General features: G+C 42.8%; 15 protein-coding genes. 10 read left to right on the forward strand and 5 right to left on the reverse strand.

Going from position 1 to position 19,616, the window contains the following annotated elements:
* Positions 1–1,475: condensation domain-containing protein (locus BA1DRAFT_RS10640; protein WP_235201033.1), on the reverse strand; the 1,475-nt coding region annotated here is incomplete at its 3' end.
* A gap of 1,015 nt (positions 1,476–2,490) precedes the next feature.
* On the opposite strand from BA1DRAFT_RS10640, the gene hutU reads away from it, so the two are divergent.
* The 8 genes from hutU to BA1DRAFT_RS10680 all read left to right on the forward strand — a co-directional run bounded on the left by hutU (position 2,491) and on the right by BA1DRAFT_RS10680 (position 11,305).
* Entirely contained in the window at positions 2,491–4,170 is a 1,680-nt protein-coding gene (gene hutU, locus BA1DRAFT_RS10645) for a urocanate hydratase (protein ID WP_036778718.1), read from the forward strand.
* A gap of 8 nt (positions 4,171–4,178) precedes the next feature.
* The gene (gene hutH / locus BA1DRAFT_RS10650) at positions 4,179–5,711 is read left to right on the forward strand and encodes a histidine ammonia-lyase (RefSeq protein WP_036778721.1); all 1,533 of its coding nucleotides are present in this window, start codon (positions 4,179–4,181) and stop codon (positions 5,709–5,711) included.
* 100 nt (positions 5,712–5,811) lie between these two features.
* A complete protein-coding gene (locus BA1DRAFT_RS10655) occupies positions 5,812–7,206 on the forward strand; it encodes an amino acid permease (RefSeq protein ID WP_036778723.1) in 1,395 nt (464 codons plus the stop codon).
* Between the two features lie 231 nt (positions 7,207–7,437).
* A complete protein-coding gene (gene prmB / locus BA1DRAFT_RS10660) occupies positions 7,438–8,370 on the forward strand; it encodes a 50S ribosomal protein L3 N(5)-glutamine methyltransferase (protein ID WP_036778725.1) in 933 nt (310 codons plus the stop codon).
* A gap of 82 nt (positions 8,371–8,452) precedes the next feature.
* On the forward strand, positions 8,453–9,538 hold the full coding sequence (aroC, locus tag BA1DRAFT_RS10665; RefSeq protein WP_036778727.1) for a chorismate synthase: 1,086 nt from the start codon (positions 8,453–8,455) through the stop codon (positions 9,536–9,538).
* 89 nt (positions 9,539–9,627) lie between these two features.
* Positions 9,628–10,431, forward strand: coding sequence for a sulfite exporter TauE/SafE family protein (locus BA1DRAFT_RS10670; protein WP_036778730.1), 804 nt, complete (start codon positions 9,628–9,630; stop codon positions 10,429–10,431).
* Positions 10,432–10,453: 22 nt separating this feature from the next.
* Entirely contained in the window at positions 10,454–11,005 is a 552-nt protein-coding gene (locus BA1DRAFT_RS10675) for an elongation factor P hydroxylase (RefSeq protein WP_036778732.1), read from the forward strand.
* A gap of 21 nt (positions 11,006–11,026) precedes the next feature.
* A complete protein-coding gene (locus BA1DRAFT_RS10680; protein ID WP_036778735.1) occupies positions 11,027–11,305 on the forward strand; it encodes a YfcL family protein in 279 nt (92 codons plus the stop codon).
* A gap of 121 nt (positions 11,306–11,426) precedes the next feature.
* On the opposite strand, the gene BA1DRAFT_RS10685 is transcribed toward BA1DRAFT_RS10680, so the two are convergent.
* The 3 genes from BA1DRAFT_RS10685 to BA1DRAFT_RS10695 form a co-directional block, all read right to left on the reverse strand.
* The gene (locus tag BA1DRAFT_RS10685) at positions 11,427–11,714 is read right to left on the reverse strand and encodes a type II toxin-antitoxin system RelB/DinJ family antitoxin (protein ID WP_036778738.1); all 288 of its coding nucleotides are present in this window, start codon (positions 11,712–11,714) and stop codon (positions 11,427–11,429) included.
* A 120-nt stretch (positions 11,715–11,834) separates the two neighbouring features.
* A complete protein-coding gene (gene mnmC / locus BA1DRAFT_RS10690; protein ID WP_036778740.1) occupies positions 11,835–13,877 on the reverse strand; it encodes a bifunctional tRNA (5-methylaminomethyl-2-thiouridine)(34)-methyltransferase MnmC2/FAD-dependent 5-carboxymethylaminomethyl-2-thiouridine(34) oxidoreductase MnmC1 in 2,043 nt (680 codons plus the stop codon).
* 168 nt (positions 13,878–14,045) lie between these two features.
* Entirely contained in the window at positions 14,046–14,657 is a 612-nt protein-coding gene (locus BA1DRAFT_RS10695; protein ID WP_036778743.1) for a LysE family translocator, read from the reverse strand.
* 177 nt (positions 14,658–14,834) lie between these two features.
* On the opposite strand from BA1DRAFT_RS10695, the gene BA1DRAFT_RS10700 reads away from it, so the two are divergent.
* Complete coding sequence (locus BA1DRAFT_RS10700; protein WP_036778745.1) at positions 14,835–15,299, forward strand: Lrp/AsnC family transcriptional regulator; 465 nt, start codon at positions 14,835–14,837, stop codon at positions 15,297–15,299.
* Positions 15,300–16,473: 1,174 nt separating this feature from the next.
* Positions 16,474–17,688, forward strand: a complete 1,215-nt coding sequence (fabB, locus tag BA1DRAFT_RS10710) for a beta-ketoacyl-ACP synthase I (RefSeq protein ID WP_036778748.1) — start codon at positions 16,474–16,476, stop codon at positions 17,686–17,688.
* A 404-nt stretch (positions 17,689–18,092) separates the two neighbouring features.
* On the opposite strand, the gene BA1DRAFT_RS10715 is transcribed toward fabB, so the two are convergent.
* A complete protein-coding gene (locus tag BA1DRAFT_RS10715) occupies positions 18,093–19,613 on the reverse strand; it encodes a tripartite tricarboxylate transporter permease (RefSeq protein ID WP_036778750.1) in 1,521 nt (506 codons plus the stop codon).
* Positions 19,614–19,616 lie beyond the last annotated feature (3 nt).

The following is a 19,616-nucleotide window of genomic DNA, read 5'->3' on the forward strand; positions in this document are numbered from 1 at the left end:
TTATTGTACTGCTGTTGATACTGTTCGCGAATCACTGTGGCCAACTGGTTAGCCCGTTCGTTTAGTTGGCGATAAGTCAGTGTTTTCCCTTCGAACACTAACGCTATGTTGTCTGGTCTGGCTGTTGCCTGAGCCTCAAATTTCTGCTGGAGAGTGCGGTCTTGCGGATAGGATATATCGGGTTGTTTCCAGGTATGCAGTAATGTATAACGCTCCTGCTCTAATAAAATAGGTAATTCACTGACTAATGATGCAGGGTTGTTGAGTAAGGTAATAAACAGGTTTTGCAATCGTTTAAGTATTCTGTTGATATCCTGCTTATTAAAGTATTTCCGCAGATAATCTATCGTTATTTTTAATTTCTGGGCATACCCATAGTTTTTTAATCTAAAGACGATAGGATAAATATTAAATACCCCATTTATGTGATGGTGCTGATTTTCGGTGACTTCGAAGTCTGACTCAGAAAAACGTTCATAGAAAATAGATATATTAGGTAAAGAAAGCTTATGTTTATGAGCAATTCGAGCAAGGTGAGATTGAGGAAATTTACAGTGATAATAACTATTTTTGAGTTCAGATTCGGTTAATTTAATCTGTTCAATCACACTAGCCGCATGAGAAATATGACAATGCACCGGATACATATTTGCATGCATCCCAACAACATCTTTTTCTGATTTTCCTTTTCTTCCATGTGTAATCGTGTTAAAAACCAGCTCTTGTTGCCCTGTAAGTTCAGTCATAATAATGCTGACCAGACTCGAAAAGATGAAAAGCAGATTGGTTTTGTATTCTCTACAAAAAGTACGCAAATCTTCTTTAATTGGAAGAGGTAGTATTAACGTACAATTATCACTACCTGTATTTTGGTAGCAAGGTGTTAATTGATGTATTTCTTTTTGTTTCAGAAAATCAAACCAATAACTCTTATCTTTTTCATATTGAGTGTTATTAAAATATTTTCTCGACTTGATTATTGTAGTTAAATATTGTGGAATTTCTGACAACCATGCGGTAGATGTTTCATTTTCAAGACATTTGTATAATTTATGGACATATTCATGAAGTCGATATACCCCGACACCATCAATCATAATATGATGGAATTTAGTGAAAAAGTAATGTTTTTCATTATTTAAGCGAATTAGTGTAACCTGATATGGAGTTTCTTTTAAATAATCGATAGGAATACCTACTTGTTGCTTCATCCAAAGATAGGCTTTCTTTTCAGGATCAAGCTGCATCGAAACATCGTAGCACTTGATTAATTCTGGCGTACTCTGATTTTGAATATATTGAATAGGTTCATTATTCGAATTAATTGATATACGTAAACGTAACATATCAATGTGTTGATATAGTAAATTCCACACTTTTTGCAGAATAACGATATCAACATTTTTCTCTATCAATGTATACCAGCCGAGGCTGTGTATTGGACTATTCTCATGAAGCATTTGTTCGTAAAACACATCTTCCTGAGAAGGATGAAGACTATATAAGTTCGAATCCAACGAACCCTCAGATGTTCTCATAATCAGTTATACGAATGTATTCCGCTTGTAAGTTATTTGTAGTTTATGGTGCGAATGAGTAGATTTCATTACTTTCCTGACTTTAAATTATTATATTGAGCATTAATTTAATAGGCATTGGCATAATCTATCATAGCGTCATTACAGATAATCTCGCAATCTTTCAACACTCTTCCTCATGAAAAAATAGTTAATATAGTATTTATTGGCTAATGATTCACTTTCTATTAATTTCCTATACACTTAAGCACACATATTTGTCACCAACCTTATTTTTATTAAATTTACTTTCGGAATTATTATTATCTTTGTTTATCATATTATAATCATGATTTTTTGCGGCGTAATAATGATTGTCATTGAAATTGATGTCTATATTGTATAACAAGCTTTTTAATCAGAGCAAGGCCGCGAATATTTTTTAATTACGAATAAAGAATAAATCAGTTGATTCGGAGAAATAGCCGTGATCTTATACTCTCTTTTTGGGAGCAGATACTATGTACTTTGAGCAGGAACTCTTAAAAATTTTCTCAATAGCCAAATTGAAGAAAATACAGACAATGTAATTCTTGACAAGGTAATGCCGTCATTTTCTCCTGTATCTGTAGAACCGCATGCACCACAGTGATAAGGCAATATGTCGATATCAGCTTTTCCACTGCTGAACCTCGTTATGGGTTACGACTGTCGTACCAGGAAAAACATTTTCTCCCTTAAATTATATTTTCGTAAAATTAATGTAAATAATTTGTGATTGTAAACACAAAAATAAGAAAAACATTATTCCTTGATAATTAGAAAGAAATAATATTAACAAATTGATTTGTAAGAAAATAAAAATAATAACTTTGTAAATATGTTATTTTCGTTAATGATTTGGCCTATTGAATATACATGTATATACAACTATACATTTAACAAATATCTAAAGACCAGAAGGAGCCAGATCGTGAACGCCCAGAATAGTAAATTTCGTAATGCCGATATCCGGGCCTCCAGAGGAACACAATTAACAGCCAAAAGTTGGCTAACCGAAGCTCCTCTGCGCATGTTAATGAATAATCTTGATCCGGAAGTTGCTGAAAACCCTCATGAACTGGTGGTGTATGGCGGTATTGGCCGGGCTGCTAGAGATTGGGAATGTTATGACAAGATTATTGAAACACTGAAAAAGTTGGAAGACGATGAAACGTTGTTAATCCAATCGGGTAAGCCAGTTGGGGTATTTAAAACCCACCGTAATGCCCCTCGGGTACTCATTGCGAATTCGAATTTGGTGCCGCACTGGGCGACTTGGGAACACTTCAATGAGCTGGATGCTAAAGGGCTGGCTATGTACGGCCAAATGACGGCGGGTAGCTGGATTTACATTGGCAGTCAGGGAATTGTTCAAGGCACCTATGAAACGTTTGTGGAAGCTGGCCGCCAACATTATAACGGTAGTTTACAGGGTCGTTGGGTGTTAACTGCTGGTTTGGGTGGTATGGGGGGAGCACAACCGCTGGCTGCAACATTGGCTGGAGCGTGTTCACTAAATATTGAATGTCAGCAAAGCAGGATTGATTTCCGTCTGCGTACGGGTTATGTCGATGAACAAGCGAAAGATCTGGATGACGCTCTGGTTCGGATCGAAAAATACACTCAGGAAGGCAAAGCCATCTCTATCGCTCTGTGTGGCAATGCCGCTGAAATCTTGCCGGAATTAGTTCGTCGTGGTGTGCGCCCGGATTTGGTCACTGACCAGACAAGCTCACACGATCCTCTCAATGGCTATTTGCCAAAAGAGTGGAGTTGGGAAGAATATCGCCAACGTGCTATTTCAGCACCGGCAGAGGTCATCAAAGCAGCAAAAGCTTCAATGGTGGAACATGTTGAGGCGATGTTGACTTTCCATAAGCAGGGCATTCCTGTTTTTGATTACGGCAACAATATTCGCCAAATGGCATATGAAGTCGGCGTAGAAAATGCTTTCGATTTCCCTGGTTTTGTTCCTGCTTATATTCGCCCGTTATTTTGCCGTGGTATCGGGCCTTTCCGTTGGGTAGCGCTTTCTGGTGATCCACAGGATATCTATAAAACCGACGCCAAAGTTAAAGAATTACTCCCCGATGATCAACATTTGCATCACTGGCTAGATATGGCGAGGGAACGCATTAGCTTTCAGGGATTACCAGCTCGTATCTGCTGGGTTGGTTTAGGGCAACGCGCCAAACTGGGGCTGGCTTTTAACGAAATGGTACGCAGTGGCGAACTTTCTGCACCGATTGTTATTGGTCGTGACCATCTGGATTCCGGCTCTGTCGCCAGTCCGAACCGCGAAACCGAATCTATGTGTGATGGCTCTGACGCCGTATCGGACTGGCCGTTGTTAAACGCCTTACTTAACACTGCCAGCGGCGCTACTTGGGTTTCTCTGCATCATGGCGGTGGTGTCGGCATGGGTTTCTCACAACATGCCGGTATGGTGATTGTTTGTGATGGAACCGATGAAGCCGCAGAACGTATAGCACGGGTGCTGCATAACGATCCCGCCACTGGGGTTATGCGTCATGCTGATGCAGGCTATGAAATCGCTGTCCATTGTGCCAAAGAGCAAGGATTAAACTTGCCGATGCTTAATACAAAATAAGGAACATTATGAAGCAACTAACTATTTATCCAGGCAAATTGACCCTTGATGAGCTACGTCAGGTTTATCTACAACCGGTGAAAATCACGCTGGATAGTCAGATTTTTCCTGCTATTGAACACAGTGTGGAGTGTGTTAATGCGATTCTTGCTGAAAATCGCACTGCCTATGGAATTAATACCGGGTTCGGGCTATTAGCCAGTACACGGATTGAAAAAGATGATTTAGAAAAACTACAGCGTTCGCTGGTTGTCTCTCATGCTGCCGGGGTCGGCGAGGCGTTGGACGATAATATGACCCGGTTGATCATGGTATTGAAAATTAACAGCCTCTCCCGTGGTTACTCAGGTATTCGTCTTGCTGTTATTCAGGCATTAATCGCGTTAGTCAATGCGGAAATTTATCCTCATATTCCTTGCAAAGGATCGGTAGGGGCTTCTGGTGATTTGGCACCGTTGGCACATATGAGCCTGTTATTACTTGGGGAAGGGCAAGCGCGTTATCAGGGTGAATGGCTGCCAGCCAAAGAAGCGCTGGCAAAGGCCAATTTACAACCCATTACATTAGCGGCTAAAGAAGGTTTAGCATTACTCAATGGAACCCAAGTCTCTACCGCTTTTGCGTTACGTGGATTATTTGAAGCAGAAGATCTACTGGCGGCAGCGATAGTTTGTGGTTCTTTATCCGTAGAGGCGGCATTGGGTTCACGCAAACCATTTGATGCCCGTGTACATGAAGTGCGGGGGCAACAGGGGCAGATCGATGTTGCCGCATTGTATCGTTATGTATTGGAAGAGAGCAGCGAACTATCAGATTCTCATATCAATTGTCCCAAGGTACAGGACCCTTATTCATTACGTTGTCAGCCGCAAGTTATGGGAGCCTGCTTGACTCAATTGCGTCATGCTGCTGATGTTATTCTGACCGAAGCTAATGCCGTATCTGATAACCCATTGGTGTTTGCTGAGCAGGGAGAAGTGATTTCCGGTGGTAACTTCCATGCTGAACCTGTTGCAATGGCGTCTGATAATTTGGCGCTGGTATTAGCAGAAATAGGTGCATTGTCAGAACGACGTATTGCGTTGTTGATGGATTCGCATATGTCACAGCTTCCGCCTTTTCTGGTTGAGAATGGTGGTGTGAATTCAGGTTTTATGATTGCACAGGTGACGGCAGCGGCGCTTGCTAGTGAAAATAAAGCGTTGGCACATCCGGCAAGTGTTGACAGTTTACCGACTTCGGCCAATCAGGAAGATCATGTATCAATGGCGCCGGCTGCGGGGCGTCGTTTATGGCAGATGGCAGAAAATACCCGAGGTATTCTGGCAGTTGAATGGTTATCTGCCTGCCAGGGCATCGATTTCCGTAATGGTCTGAAAAGCAGCCCGATTTTGGAAGAAGCGCGTGATATCTTGCGAGCGAAAGTAGATTATTACGATCAGGATCGTTTTTTTGCGCCTGATATTGATGCTGCTGTGAAATTATTAGCCGAGCAACATCTCTCCTCATTACTTCCTTCTGGACAGATATTACAGGAGTAAAAATAACTATTAAATAAACCAATGGCCGGTGCCTGACCGGCCTGATTATCACATTTATCTTTCTGATAAAACCCAATAATAAAAGATAAGAGGGTAAATCATGCAAGCCTCATTACAACTAGAGCGAGGACTCAACGCACGCCATATCCGGTTTATGGCGTTGGGTTCTGCAATTGGTACAGGTCTTTTTTATGGTTCTGCTGAAGCAATAAGCATGGCAGGTCCGGCGGTATTGTTAGCTTATTTAGTGGGTGGTGCCGCTGTCTTTATGGTTATGCGCGCTTTAGGCGAAATGGCGGTCCACAGGCCGGATGCCGGTTCTTTCGCCAGTTACGCTCATCAATATTTAGGCCCATTGCCCGGATTTATTACCGGCTGGACTTATACTTTCGAAATGATCATCGTTTGTCTGGCGGATGTGACTGCTTTTGGCATTTATATGGGGCTATGGTACCCGGAAGTACCGCGCTGGATATGGGTACTGAGTATTATTTTCATTATTGGCGCACTTAATCTTTGTAAAGTTAAAGTGTTTGGCGAAATGGAATTCTGGTTATCGATTCTGAAAGTTGCTGCAATCAGCGCCATGATTATTGCCGGAACAGGTATTATTCTGTTTGGTTTTAGCGGCCATTTTCAGGCAACGGGAGTTCAAAATCTGTGGCAACACGGTGGGTTTATGCCTAATGGGGTGGGCGGCATTATTGAATCTCTGGCTGTTGTGATGTTTGCTTTTGGTGGTATTGAAATCATCGGTATTACATCCAGTGAAGCTAAAAATCCGGCGAAAATGATCCCGCAAGCGATTAACTCTATCCCGTTTCGTATTCTTCTGTTTTATGTACTCACTATTTTTGTATTAATGGCAATTTACCCTTGGAACAGCATCGGCCAAGAAGGTAGCCCATTTGTCGCAATATTTCAGGGGTTAGGCATTGGTTCGGCGGCGAATATTCTGAATATTATCGTCATTACGGCGGCAATTTCGGCCATTAACAGCGATATCTTTGGTGCTGGTCGTATGATGTACGGTATGGCTGAGAAAGGATTAGCCCATAAAAAATTTATGCATTTAAGCCGTAACGGGGTGCCTTGGGTGACAATCATGGTTATGACGTTGGCATTATTGTGTGCTGTGGTTCTCAATTACTTGCTTCCTAAACAGGTATTCGTCATTGTTGCTTCGATTGCGACTTTCGCCACCGTGTGGGTTTGGTTAATGATTTTGCTATCTCAATTTGCTATGCGTAGAAAGATGTCACCGGGAGAAGTACAGAAATTACAATTCCCGGTACCGATGTGGCCTGTTGCGCCGATTCTGACCATCGTGTTTATGATATTTATCATTGCTGTTCTCAGTTACTTTCCGGCGACACGCATTGCGTTCTATGTAGGAGGAGTATGGATCGTGCTGTTGACATCCGCCTATTATTTATGGATACGAAAAAATGTCATTATTGTGAACCCTCAATCAGCCAAAGAAACACAGTGTTAAATATCTAGAAAGCAAACCGTCTTGTTGTTGAATAAGACGGTTTGTGCTGAAAATTAATTAAAAATCTGCAATAAAACATCCGGGCTGCTTTTTTAATTGTCATGTCTTAATTCATTGCTCGTTGAACATTAGCACTGAAAATTCTATGTCATTAACCTGATATAAAGCTGATTTGTTTTAATGATCGTGGCAAACTAGCAGGCTAATGAATTTGCAGGGCTGGAGGCGCTTTTGGACAAGATTTTTATCGATGAGGCAGTAGCTGAGTTATATACCATTCAGGATATGTTGCGCTGGTCTGTTAGCCGGTTTAATGCGGCGAATATTTATTACGGGCACGGTACAGACAATCCCTGGGATGAGGCACTGCAACTGGTTCTTCCATCACTGTTTTTGCCGCTGGATATCCCACAAGAGATGCTAACCACGCGACTGACATCAACTGAGCGTCATCGTATTGTCGAAAGGGTACTGCGCCGTATTAATGATCGTATTCCGGTTGCTTATTTGACTAACAGAGCCTGGTTTTGTGGTCATGAATTTTATGTTGATGAGCGGGTTTTGATTCCACGTTCACCGATTGGTGAATTAATTAATAATGAATTTGCAGGATTGATTCCTGACCAACCCGCCAATATCCTCGATCTCTGCACGGGTAGTGGTTGTATTGCTATTGCCTGTGCATATGCTTTCCCGGAAGCAGAAATAGATGCCGTGGATATTTCCGCAGATGTACTGGCCGTGACTGAACAGAATATTCAGAATCACAGTCTTGACCACCGGGTCATTCCGATTCGTTCTGATCTGTTCCGCGATATGCCGCCGGTTAAATACGATCTTATTGTCACAAATCCGCCTTATGTCGATGCCGAGGATATGAGCGACTTGCCGGAAGAGTTTCGCCGTGAGCCTGAGTTGGGTTTGGCAGCGGGTTCAGATGGTTTGAAACTGGCACGCCGTATTCTGGCGACTGCTCCAGATTTTCTCACCGAACGAGGTGTGTTGATTTGCGAGGTTGGCAACAGTATGGTGCATTTGATTGAACAATATCCTGATGTGCCATTTACTTGGTTGGAATTTGAATATGGTGGCGATGGCGTATTTATGTTGACACGTCAACAATTGGTTGAACATCACGAACATTTTCGTTTATTCAAAGATTGAATAATTGAATAGGTTGTAGCTGCGGTAATAATGCAAAACGGGCAGAGTCAAATAAAAGAACGATTAACAAGAAGGAATTGGGATGGCGGGAAATAGTATCGGGCAATTTTTCCGGGTCACCACTTTTGGCGAATCTCACGGTTTGGCGTTGGGATGTATTGTCGATGGTGTGCCACCGGGCATTGCAATCACAGAAGCCGATTTGCAAATTGATTTAGACAGGCGTCGTCCGGGAACTTCCCGTTATACAACACAACGCCGTGAGCCGGATCAGGTTCGCATTCTTTCGGGTGTATTTGAAGGGGTAACCACCGGTACCAGTATCGGTTTACTCATTGAAAATACTGACCAGCGTTCTCAGGATTACAGCGCTATTAAAGATGTGTTTCGTCCGGGCCATGCCGATTACACTTATGAACAGAAATACGGTATCCGCGACTATCGTGGCGGGGGCCGCTCTTCTGCGCGTGAAACGGCAATGCGTGTTGCCGCAGGTGCAATAGCGAAAAAATATTTGCTGGATAAATATGGTATTCGTGTCCGTGCTTGTTTGACTCAAATGGGCAATATCCATTGCCAATTGAAAGATTGGGAACAGGTGGAACAAAACCCATTTTTCAGTCCTGATGAGACTAAACTTGAACAACTTGATGCCTTGATGCGTGAACTGAAAAAAGCGGGGGATTCTATTGGCGCGAAAGTGACGGTTGTCGCGGAAAATGTTCCGGCTGGTTTGGGAGAACCGGTTTTCGACCGTCTTGATGCCGATATTGCTCATGCGCTGATGAGTATTAACGCAGTAAAAGGCGTCGAAATTGGCGATGGTTTCGGTGTTATCAATTTACGCGGCAGCGAAAACAGAGATGAAATAACTGCTCTGGGATTCACCAGTAATCATGCGGGAGGAATTCTGGGTGGTATTAGCAGCAGCCAGCCAATTATTGCTCATATTGCGTTGAAACCGACATCCAGCATTATGGTGCCGGGTAAAACGATTAATCGTCAGGGTGAAGAGGTGGAAATGGTCACTCGTGGCCGCCATGATCCCTGTGTTGGCATCCGCGCTGTGCCGATTGCGGAAGCAATGGTGGCTATTGTGTTGATGGATCACCTATTACGCCAGAGAGCACAGTGTGCTGATGTCGAATCCAGCCTTCCTCGCTGGTGAACTTGAGAATGAAGCTAGCCTTGAAAATCCCAGAGACTGAAATGGGTAGCTTGAATATTGATAAGCGGTTGCTGTTGATGGGATGAAATATGGACTGGTTATTGTCGTCAGGTGCGGAAGTTTACATTTTGCTCTTTCTGGTTGCAATGATGGCTGGATTTATTGACTCGATTTCTGGCGGTGGCGGTTTACTAACCATCCCGGCGCTGTTATCCGTTGGAGTCTCGCCGGTACAGGCGCTAGCGACAAACAAGTTGCAGGCAGTGGGCGGTTCCTTTTCTGCCAGCTTCTATTTTGTCCGTTATGGTGCGGTTGATCTCAAATCTCAACGCTTTGCCATATTGATGACATTACTTGGCTCAATGGCCGGTGCGATTATTGTCCAGTTTATAAAGCCAGATTTTCTCTGTCAGCTATTACCGGTTCTAGTCATTATCATTGGTCTTTATTTCCTTTTGACGCCAGCCATTGGCATAGAAGAGCGCCATCGTCGCTTGACGCCTGTGGTCTTTGCTTTGCTTGTCGGGAGTGGACTGGGTTTATATGACGGCATATTTGGCCCCGGTGTTGGCTCATTTTATGCGTTAGCTTATGTCGTGTTGTGTGGCTATAACCTGGCGAAATCCACCGCTCATGCTAAAGTACTGAACTTTGCTTCTAACGTAGGTTCACTGGCGCTTTTTATCCTTGGCGGTCAAGTTTTGTGGGTATTGGGCCTTGTGATGTTGGCAGGACAGGTGATTGGCGCACGGTTGGGTGCAAGTTTAGTTTTGACTCATGGACAGAAACTGATTCGCCCAATGATTGTCATCATCTCCTTTTTGATGAGTATTAAATTACTGAATGATAATCACGGCGATACGATCCGTAGCTGGTTGGCATTTTATTTCTGATTCAGGGTTTTGTTTTTAATTCATGATAATACATAACTATCAACAACTTATTGATATTTTTAATCACTGTTTTGGTGACGAATACAACACACGTTTGGTTAAAGGTGATAATGAACCTATTTACCTGCCGGCAGATGAAGAGATCTCCTATAACCGGATTGTATTTGCTCATGGTTTTTATGCCAGTGCATTACATGAAATTGCGCATTGGTGCATTGCGGGTCAAGAGCGCCGGAAATTGGTGGATTTTGGTTACTGGTATTGCCCGGATGGTCGTGACGCACAGACGCAAAGTGAATTTGAAAAAGTAGAAATTAAACCACAGGCACTTGATTGGTTGTTTTGTACTGCGGCAGGTTTTCCGTTTAATGTCAGTTGTGACAACCTTGAAGGGGATTTTGAACCTGATAGATTAGCTTTTCAGCGTAAAGTTCATGAGCAGATCATGGACTATTTAGCGCAGGGAATACCGGCAAGAGCAGAGTGCTTTATTCAGGGGCTGCAATCGTTTTACAATACGCCTCCGTTAAAAGCGGAACATTTTCCTTACCCGGAAGATATATTCGCAGAATGAAACTGAATTTGAGGAAAAATGATGCTCGCTGAGTTTGAAACGCGTATTTTAGCGCAAATTGATGGCATGGTAGATCACGCCAGTGATGATGAATTGTTTGCTGGTGGTTATCTCCGCGGGCATCTCACCTTAGCGGTAGCAGAATTGGAGCAGGAAGGCGCCCATACGGCTGAACAGCTTCATGACCGTGTTGAAGAAAGTATCCAAAATGCGATTAAAGCGGGAGAATTGGCGCCGCCGGATCAGATTCTGGTGCTTAATACCTGGCAGCGCCTGCTGGATAATGCTAAAACTCAATAAGTTGAATTAAAGCAATAGAATAGAAAAAACGAGCCACCCCTTAAGAAACCATATGAGTTTCTTGGGGGCAGTGGATCAGAAACGGAGACTTATTGGCGATTTTTATTCCTTTTTCCTCCATTTAAGAGCAAGCACGAAGTTTCCTTTCAATTAATTCTTGCGCTTCATCCATTATTTGCTGATGTGGGACAGGTTGGCGCGTATCGTCGAGTGCTTCTTGCACTTTAGCGTGAAACCGGGCGTCGTAAGCTTCTAAGTCAGCAGGTAACACACCATCTTTGACGATATAGGTGAGTAGAATGTGTACCGCATCTGATATGGTTAAGCCTAAATTTGAGAGATTTTCCGTAGCATCAGCCTTGAGTTTATCGTCTACACGAACGTGCAGTATTGATGTTTGAGCAACCATTTTGTTTCCTCCACTTGTCAGACTTTATTATGTGATGTGATATCTGCAATAGTATTGAGATGTATTGAGCTGCCTCCCAAAAGTTACACAAGCATTTTACTTCTTGGGTAGCGCAGTTCCTTAGGGTCTTTCAGTTTTCACTTTACGGCCTTTCAGTAGTTTTCTGATCCAGAAACGGTTTGGATGAAGAGCTGCCAATGTTTCATTATCCAGTGGTAATGGCTCATCAAAGATCTGCCCGGCAAGAATTTCTGCACTGAGTGGCGCAGAGCATAATCCACGGGAACCTAATGCACCGATAACAAACAGATTGGAATAACAGGGTGCATCAGTGATGGTGCTCCCTGTGCGGATTTTTTCTGGCAAATCTTGATAATCTGTCATTATTTTATTGAGATCCGGCACATTTCCCACCATTGGCATATGGTCGCGGATAACGCAGCGAATACTTTGACGGGATTGTTTAGCAGAAACATCAACCTGATTTGTCCATTCGGCATCAGGTAAACATTTCAGCAATCGATCACGGTTTTCCTGCTGTTCTGTTTCAGAATATTCATTATCAAACCGATGACGCTGATAACTGGCGCCGATACAGTGGTGTTGATTGGCTGGATTAGCCGGTGTCATATAACCATCGTAGCAAAGCACATTTTGCAATTGGCTCAGATCAGTTGTGGTTGGGATGTGACTGACTTGACCACGCACGGCAGTCACTGGCAGTTTCTCGGTTTGTTCAAACTGGGGGAGATGATGACCGTTGGCAATCACCACCGTTTTATGCTGTGCGTTTAATAGTTGTCCTTGATGCATGAGATGCAGTTGCCAGCCATGCTGGTTGTAATTGAGCGCGGTAACTTGATGATTGAAGCGACAGAGCATTCCTTGCTGTTGTGCCAATTCTGTTGCTGCTTTAGTGAGTTCAGCCGGGCATAGCCATCCGCCCTGTGGATAGTGAATGCCGTGGTGATGAATATCCAGCCCACATTTTTCACTCAACTGGTGACAATTCATGCCGATGGCGAGTTCATCCGGCCACTCTGTTGCCAGCATTTTCTCAATTTTCTTACTGCTTTTTTCATCATAGGCAAGCTGGCTGACGCCACACCATTGATGGTCGAAATCAACTCCCTGCGCTGATAACTGTTCATATTGGCGGCGAGCGAAGGTAAATGCAGAGATAAAGAATTTTTCGAGTCCGTTATTACTACCGTTCAGTAGCGGATAAAGTGCTCCCTGGCGATTACCGGACGCACCTTGTGCCGGGGCTGCATCCTGACAATAAAGAGTCACCTGTGCTCCACGACGCAGTAGTGCAAGTGCGGTAAGAATACCGGCAATCCCTCCGCCGATAATCGCGATATCATCGGTGTGGCTTGCTGTCGGCCGGGCAAACCAAGGTGTTGGTAATGGCTGATGCTTCTGAGTTGCCAGAACTCCAGTCAGCATTTCTCTTTTTCGACCGAATCCTTTGATTTTACTGACATTAAAACCAGCCTGTTGTAAACCTCGACGGACGATGCCGGCAGAAGTAAAGGTTGCAAAGGTGCCTTCTGGATGGGCAAATTGTGCCATTGCAGCAAACAACCGTTCACTCCACATTTGCGGGTTTTTGGCAGGAGCAAAGCCGTCTAAAAACCAGGCATCTATTTTACCGTGAAGAGTGGAATCCATTGTGGGCAGCAGATCATTGACGTCACCGAACCATAAATCCAATGTGACAGCGCCATTTGCCATAATCAATCGGTGGCAGCCTGCTAGTGGTTGAGGCCATTGCTGGCAAAGTTGCTGTGAAAAAATTCCAAGTTCAGGCCAGCGTTGATGAGCGGCTTTTAAGTCATTGGTTTTCAGCGGATACTTCTCAAAACTGATGAAATGTAGACGTTTCAATGGCGCATCAGGATTCTGCTGTCGAAATGCATCAAATGATTGCCATAGCGTCAGAAAATTTAATCCTGTTCCGAAGCCGGTTTCCGCGATTACACAATTAGAACGGGAATGAGTGCTGAATCGTTGGGGGAAGTGGTTACCATTAAGAAATACATAACGGGTTTCTTCCAGCCCATCCTGATTTGAGAAGTAAACGTCATCAAACTGCGTTGAAACCGGGGTACCTTGATCATTCCAACTTAGGGTTGCGGTACAGATAGCAGAATTTTTCACGGTAATGCCTGCAATATTACTGATAATAATGCGATTTTAGCGAGATTGGGGTTGATGTACCACCTGACAGAAGAAAAGGGTGGAAAAGTGCTGATTTGAACAGCAGCCAGCGCCTGTATTTGGACAAGTGCTGGACATTATTGGGCATTATATCAACAATCATTCTGTTCAGCTCTTCGCCAGGTACCCGGCGGCCAAACACAAAAGCCCTGCGGCAATGCCTTCAACCCAGCGACGGCGACGATCGCTGAATGAACCTTTTTGCCCCATGCTAGCTATGGTGACACCGATTAATCCGTAAATGAGAGCGCAGGTAGTGATGAAAATTGCTGAGAGAATAATGGATTGGAGCGTATAGTTGCTGTCCGCAGTGATGAAGTTTGGCAGAATAGCAAAGTAAACCAGCAACCCCTTAGGGTTCAGAAAGCTGGTTAGGAAACCTTTGGTCAGCGAGGTCTTGGCTGATGAGGACGGGAAAATAATTTTACCGGGACGCATGGCTGAACGGAACATCTGAACCGCTAAATAGGCTAAGTAGACAACGCCAACCCAACGCATCACCTCGAACAGAATTGGTGAGGTTGCCACAATAGCAGTAACACCCAGAGCGCCAAGAATGCTATGTAGACAATAACCGGAGATGACTCCTGCATTGGCGCGTAGGGCTGCGCTTTTTCCTGCTGACAGACCTTGAGATGCCACAAACATGATATCAGGTCCGGGAGTACAGATTAACGGCAGTACAGTTGCAGCGAAAATTAAAAAGTTCTCTAACTGCATGATTTTTCCTCCATAAATGTTTAAGAGTAAGTTGGCAGGCTAGACGCTATAATCAATCTATAAAAAGATAATTTTTGGTATTTTAAGCTAATTTTTATGATATTTTGTGTCTATTTTTTCATTTTTTATATTAATATTGAAATATGCGTAATTTATTTTTGGTTTTAATGGAATCGAATGCCAATGAAATTAGATAATATTGATAAACGTATTCTGCGTGCCTTACAACGAAACGGCCGACTCCAGAATGTCGAATTAGCTAAAGAGGTTGGTTTATCACCATCGCCTTGTTTGCGGCGTGTACGGTTGTTGGAAGAAGCAGGGGTTATTAAGCGTTATGTTGCCGTTCTTGATGGCTCGAAGATCGGAGCTAATCTTTCATTGTTTGCCCGAATTTGGCTCAAGGCTCAGGATGCAGAGACAATTCAGCGTTTCACCGATGCTATCCAAGAAATGCCTGAAGTTGTGGAATGCCACTTAATGGCAGGAGAATGTGATGCGCTTTTAAGAATCGTTACAGAGGATCTCCATTCTTACCGACGTTTCCATGCCGAGCACCTAACCCGGATCGACAGTATTCAGAGTGTTAAAACGGAGGTGCCGATGGAAACGGCGAAACTTACCCATATGTTACCAATATGAGTAAGTTCTCCTTATAATAAAGCCGGGATGCTCAAGGAAATAATGCCCCGCCAGCGAAGCGGGGTTTATATTTATAAATGAATGTGAGATTCACATAATTCTTTGAATTCTTTTGATTGCCTCTCTTTTAAATGTGATGAAATTGTATCAATCATTGATATCATTTTACGCTTGGCCGCTTCCTATTAGCTCGTTTTAAGTAATCTGAGTTTTGCATAGGTGTAGGTATGAATACATCTTTTGAATTGAATTCGGCAATCTCCTTAATATTACTTCTGTATATAGACTCTAATAATCTCTGATTCCTACTGGATATAATCATAATTAGCCCATAAAGTGTAATGAATGCGCCAATTAGGATATGATTTTGTTGTAAAATAATTGGCTCCATATTGTTAAATTTGTTGCCATATTGTGATAATATGTTTATGTCCATATTAAAAGCCACTAAAATCCATATGATACCAACGCTTAGCAGAAGGTAACCAAGTCCTCTCATTATTAACCCCCATTAGGATTATTGGGTAAAGTTATTTAGGTCTTACAATGAACCGACCATTTGCATATGACATAGCATAATTACCATCACTTTTTGTGTGAATAATGGCTTTATCGGTTGATAAAGTCGGAAAATTTTCTGTTCTAAAACATTTGTTGCTGTAAGTTTAAGTATTTTACCTAATTCAGTCAGTAATATAACATAGGGATTGATTCATTTCATGAAAATTTTATTCATCCTTATTATTCTCAGTTATTAAATTTGTTTCTAATTAGCAATAAACTTAATAAAAATAGCAAGTATAGCAACTTCTATATAAATATAAGCCTACTAATCATTATTCGAATGCTTGATAAATTTATATATATTTCATTGATATTATTATCCTTAGTCTAAATTTTTGATGGAAATTAAAAGTATTTTATGATTTTATTGTTCACCAAAATAATTCCTATCTGAAATTTATTTTTGTCTATTAAAGCTCGAATGTTTTTTACCGTATTCTATGAAAATTAACAGTTATTTTAACGAGAAAACATATTGGGGTTTTTAGAGAGATGAATTTTTCTTCGTAATTTTATCCTGATCGGACTTGTTCAGCGTACAAGTGTACGCTAAAGTGCTACATAGCATAGATAGAAATCCCGCGGATAAACACATTTAATGAGGTATTTGATGAAGCGTGTAGTGATCACTGGCTTGGGTATTGTTTCCAGCATTGGTAATAATCAGAAAGAAGTACTGGCATCTCTGAAAGAAGGCCGCTCCGGGATAACTTTTTCTGAGAAATTCAAAGAGATAGGAATGAGAAGCCATGTCTGGGGGAATGTAAAACTGGATACCACCGGGTTAATAGACCGAAAAATTCAGCGTTTCATGAGCGATGCCTCTGTTTATGCTTATCTGGCGATGGATGAAGCAATTAAAGATTCTGGCCTGACTGATGATCAGGTTTCCAATATTCGTAGCGGATTGGTAGTGGGTTCTGGTGGTGGCTCTCCATATAACCAGGTTGCGAGTGCTGATGGTATGCGCGCTCGTGGTTTACGCGGTGTGGGGCCTTATATGGTAACCCGCGCAATGGCTTCCGGTGTGTCAGCTTGCCTTGCAACTCCTTTTAAAATCAAAGGAGTAAATTATTCTATCAGTTCTGCCTGTTCTACTTCTGCTCATTGCATTGGTCATGCGGCTGAACTTATTCAGTTAGGAAAACAGGATATTGTTTTTGCCGGTGGTGGTGAAGAGCTGTGCTGGGAAATGAGCTGTGAATTTGATGCAATGGGCGCACTTTCAACCAAATACAACGAAACGCCAGAAAAATCGTCCCGCACTTATGATAAAAACCGTGATGGTTTTGTTATTGCTGGCGGCGGCGGTATTGTTGTTGTGGAAGAATTAGAGCATGCACTGGCACGTGGCGCACACATATACGCTGAAATTGTTGGTTATGGTGCAACATCGGATGGCGCAGATATGGTTGTTCCATCTGGCGAAGGTGCGGTTCGTTGTATGAATATGGCATTGCAAGGTGTGAAAGGTTCCATCGATTATGTGAATACGCACGGTACTTCTACTCCTGCGGGTGATTTGAAAGAGTTGGAAGCGATCAGGGAAGTCTTTGGTGATACAACACCGGCAATTTCTGCAACAAAAGCGATGACTGGTCATTCACTGGGTGCTGCCGGTGTACACGAAGCGATTTATAGCCTACTGATGTTAGAGCATGATTTTATTGCACCGAGTATTAACATTGAAGATCTTGATGATAAAGCGGCGGGCATGAATATCATCACTAAACCTACTGAGCAAAAGTTGAATACGGTGATGTCCAATAGTTTTGGTTTCGGTGGCACTAATGCTTCTTTGGTGATGAGCAAGTATTCAGGTTGATTCCCCCCATCACAGATTATTTCGGACCAAAAATGGTCATTATTTGATACATCTTAGGTGACCGCGTATAGCGGGTCACCTTTGTGTATAGTCCCGTTTCTGCGTGTTGTTTGTATCTTGTTTATACCCATCATCTTTCAAGTTGCCTCTTTGTTGGCTGCGCTCGCTCACCTCGGTCACATAGTTGCTATGCTCCCGGGGGATTCACTCCCTTGCCGTCGCGATGCATCTTGAAATCCATAAGGTATATTCGTTTATATAAAGTAAATTCAAACCTATTTTGCTGAGTGTTGATTTTGTCTGAAATGTAATGTGAATACGGAAATATATTCTTGTTGTGATAGAAAAGCCCATAATATCTTTATGATAATTATGATTTTTTAATATTATGGGCTTTTTCTTAATTATGATTTATTTTCAGTAGCTACTTGCTGAATACGGCGCTTACGGACAATTCGTAATATTGGTGGAATAACCAAAACCAGCGTTGCCAGTATCAATAAACTCTGAGCAATTGCACTACTCCACAGAATGCCAAATTCTCCGTTGCTAATAGAAAGTGCGCGACGTAAGTTTTGTTCCAGCATTTCTCCTAATACAAAACCGAGGATTAATGGCGACATCGGGAAATTCATTTTCCTCAGAATATAGCCGAAAACGCCCAACCCTACCATCAATAGAAGATCAAACGTCGTGCTATGTATGGCATATACACCAACCGCTGAAACAGTAGCAATAGCTGGAACAAGAAACCAGAGTGGAATAGTGAGCATCCGTGTAAACAGACCTATCATTGGGATATTCATAATCAGCAGAATAACATTGGCAATTAATAAAGCCGCAATTAACCCCCAGACAATATCCGGTTGCTCAGTAAACATTCCCGGCCCAGGCGTAATGTTATAGAGCGTTAATGCCCCCATCATGACGGCAGTGGTACCTGAACCTGGCACTCCTAATGTTAGCATTGGAATAAAGGAGCCGCAGGCCGAGGCATTATTAGCTGCTTCTGGTGCTGCTACGCCGCGAATATCACCTTTACCAAATGAATCGCTATTCCCACTGAGCTTCTTTTCAGTCATATAGGTAATTGCGCTGGCAATTGTCGCTCCTGCGCCAGGCAAAATACCGACAAAGAAACCGATAAAGGATGATCTAAGCGTTGGTATGGCGCATTCAGCCGCTTCCTTGCGATTGAACAGCAGGCGGCCTGTTTTGCGAATAATGGTTTTGCCGGTTGAGGTGTTCTCTAACATCAGCAGAATTTCGCTGACAGAAAACAGACCTATTACCACAACAATAAACTGTATACCATCTGATAGATGAACACTGTCGAAAGTAAAACGATAAACCCCGGTGTTGGCGTCTACTCCGACAGTTGCCAGACTCAATCCTATTAATGCTGCTAATAGTGATTTCAGGGGATTCTGGCTCATCATGCTACCCAGACAAGCAATAGCAAAAACCATAAGTGCAAAATATTCAGCAGGGCCGAAAGCTAGTGACCACTGCGCCAGTAATGGAGCAAATAAAATAATGCCCAGAATTGCCAGCAAAGAACCACAAAAAGAACTCACCGCGGAAATAGACAGCGCCACACCCGCACGACCCTGTTTGGCCATCGGATAACCGTCTAGTGCGGTCATAATGGCAGCGGCGTCACCAGGAACATTCAGCAGAATCGATGATATACGCCCACCATACTCACAACCGATATAAACGGTTGCCAATAAAATCAGGGCAGATTCAGCAGGCAGCTTTAAAGCGAAAGCCAGCGGCAGCAGAATCGCAACGCCATTAATCGGCCCAAGCCCCGGCAACAACCCAACAATCGTGCCGACAAAACAGCCAATTAAAGCAATAATCAGGTTTTGCGGCACCATTGCAACTTCAAAACCTTGGCTAAGATACATCCACGTTTCCATAAG

Source organism: Photorhabdus aegyptia, assembly GCF_000612035.1.
GTDB classification, from domain to species: Bacteria; Pseudomonadota; Gammaproteobacteria; order Enterobacterales; family Enterobacteriaceae; genus Photorhabdus; species Photorhabdus akhurstii.

Excerpts from the sequence above, each read along its gene's own strand:
- BA1DRAFT_RS10675 (WP_036778732.1), top strand. The coding sequence starts at position 10,454 with ATGATAATACATAACTATCAACAACTTATTGATATTTTTAATCACTGT.
- BA1DRAFT_RS10695 (WP_036778743.1), bottom strand. The coding sequence starts at position 14,657 with ATGCAGTTAGAGAACTTTTTAATTTTCGCTGCAACTGTACTGCCGTTA.
- aroC (WP_036778727.1), top strand. The coding sequence starts at position 8,453 with ATGGCGGGAAATAGTATCGGGCAATTTTTCCGGGTCACCACTTTTGGC.
- fabB (WP_036778748.1), top strand. The coding sequence starts at position 16,474 with ATGAAGCGTGTAGTGATCACTGGCTTGGGTATTGTTTCCAGCATTGGT.
- BA1DRAFT_RS10670 (WP_036778730.1), top strand. The coding sequence starts at position 9,628 with ATGGACTGGTTATTGTCGTCAGGTGCGGAAGTTTACATTTTGCTCTTT.
- BA1DRAFT_RS10685 (WP_036778738.1), bottom strand. The coding sequence starts at position 11,714 with ATGGTTGCTCAAACATCAATACTGCACGTTCGTGTAGACGATAAACTC.
- BA1DRAFT_RS10715 (WP_036778750.1), bottom strand. The coding sequence starts at position 19,613 with ATGGAAACGTGGATGTATCTTAGCCAAGGTTTTGAAGTTGCAATGGTG.
- hutH (WP_036778721.1), top strand. The coding sequence starts at position 4,179 with ATGAAGCAACTAACTATTTATCCAGGCAAATTGACCCTTGATGAGCTA.
- BA1DRAFT_RS10700 (WP_036778745.1), top strand. The coding sequence starts at position 14,835 with ATGCCAATGAAATTAGATAATATTGATAAACGTATTCTGCGTGCCTTA.
- BA1DRAFT_RS10655 (WP_036778723.1), top strand. The coding sequence starts at position 5,812 with ATGCAAGCCTCATTACAACTAGAGCGAGGACTCAACGCACGCCATATC.
- BA1DRAFT_RS10680 (WP_036778735.1), top strand. The coding sequence starts at position 11,027 with ATGCTCGCTGAGTTTGAAACGCGTATTTTAGCGCAAATTGATGGCATG.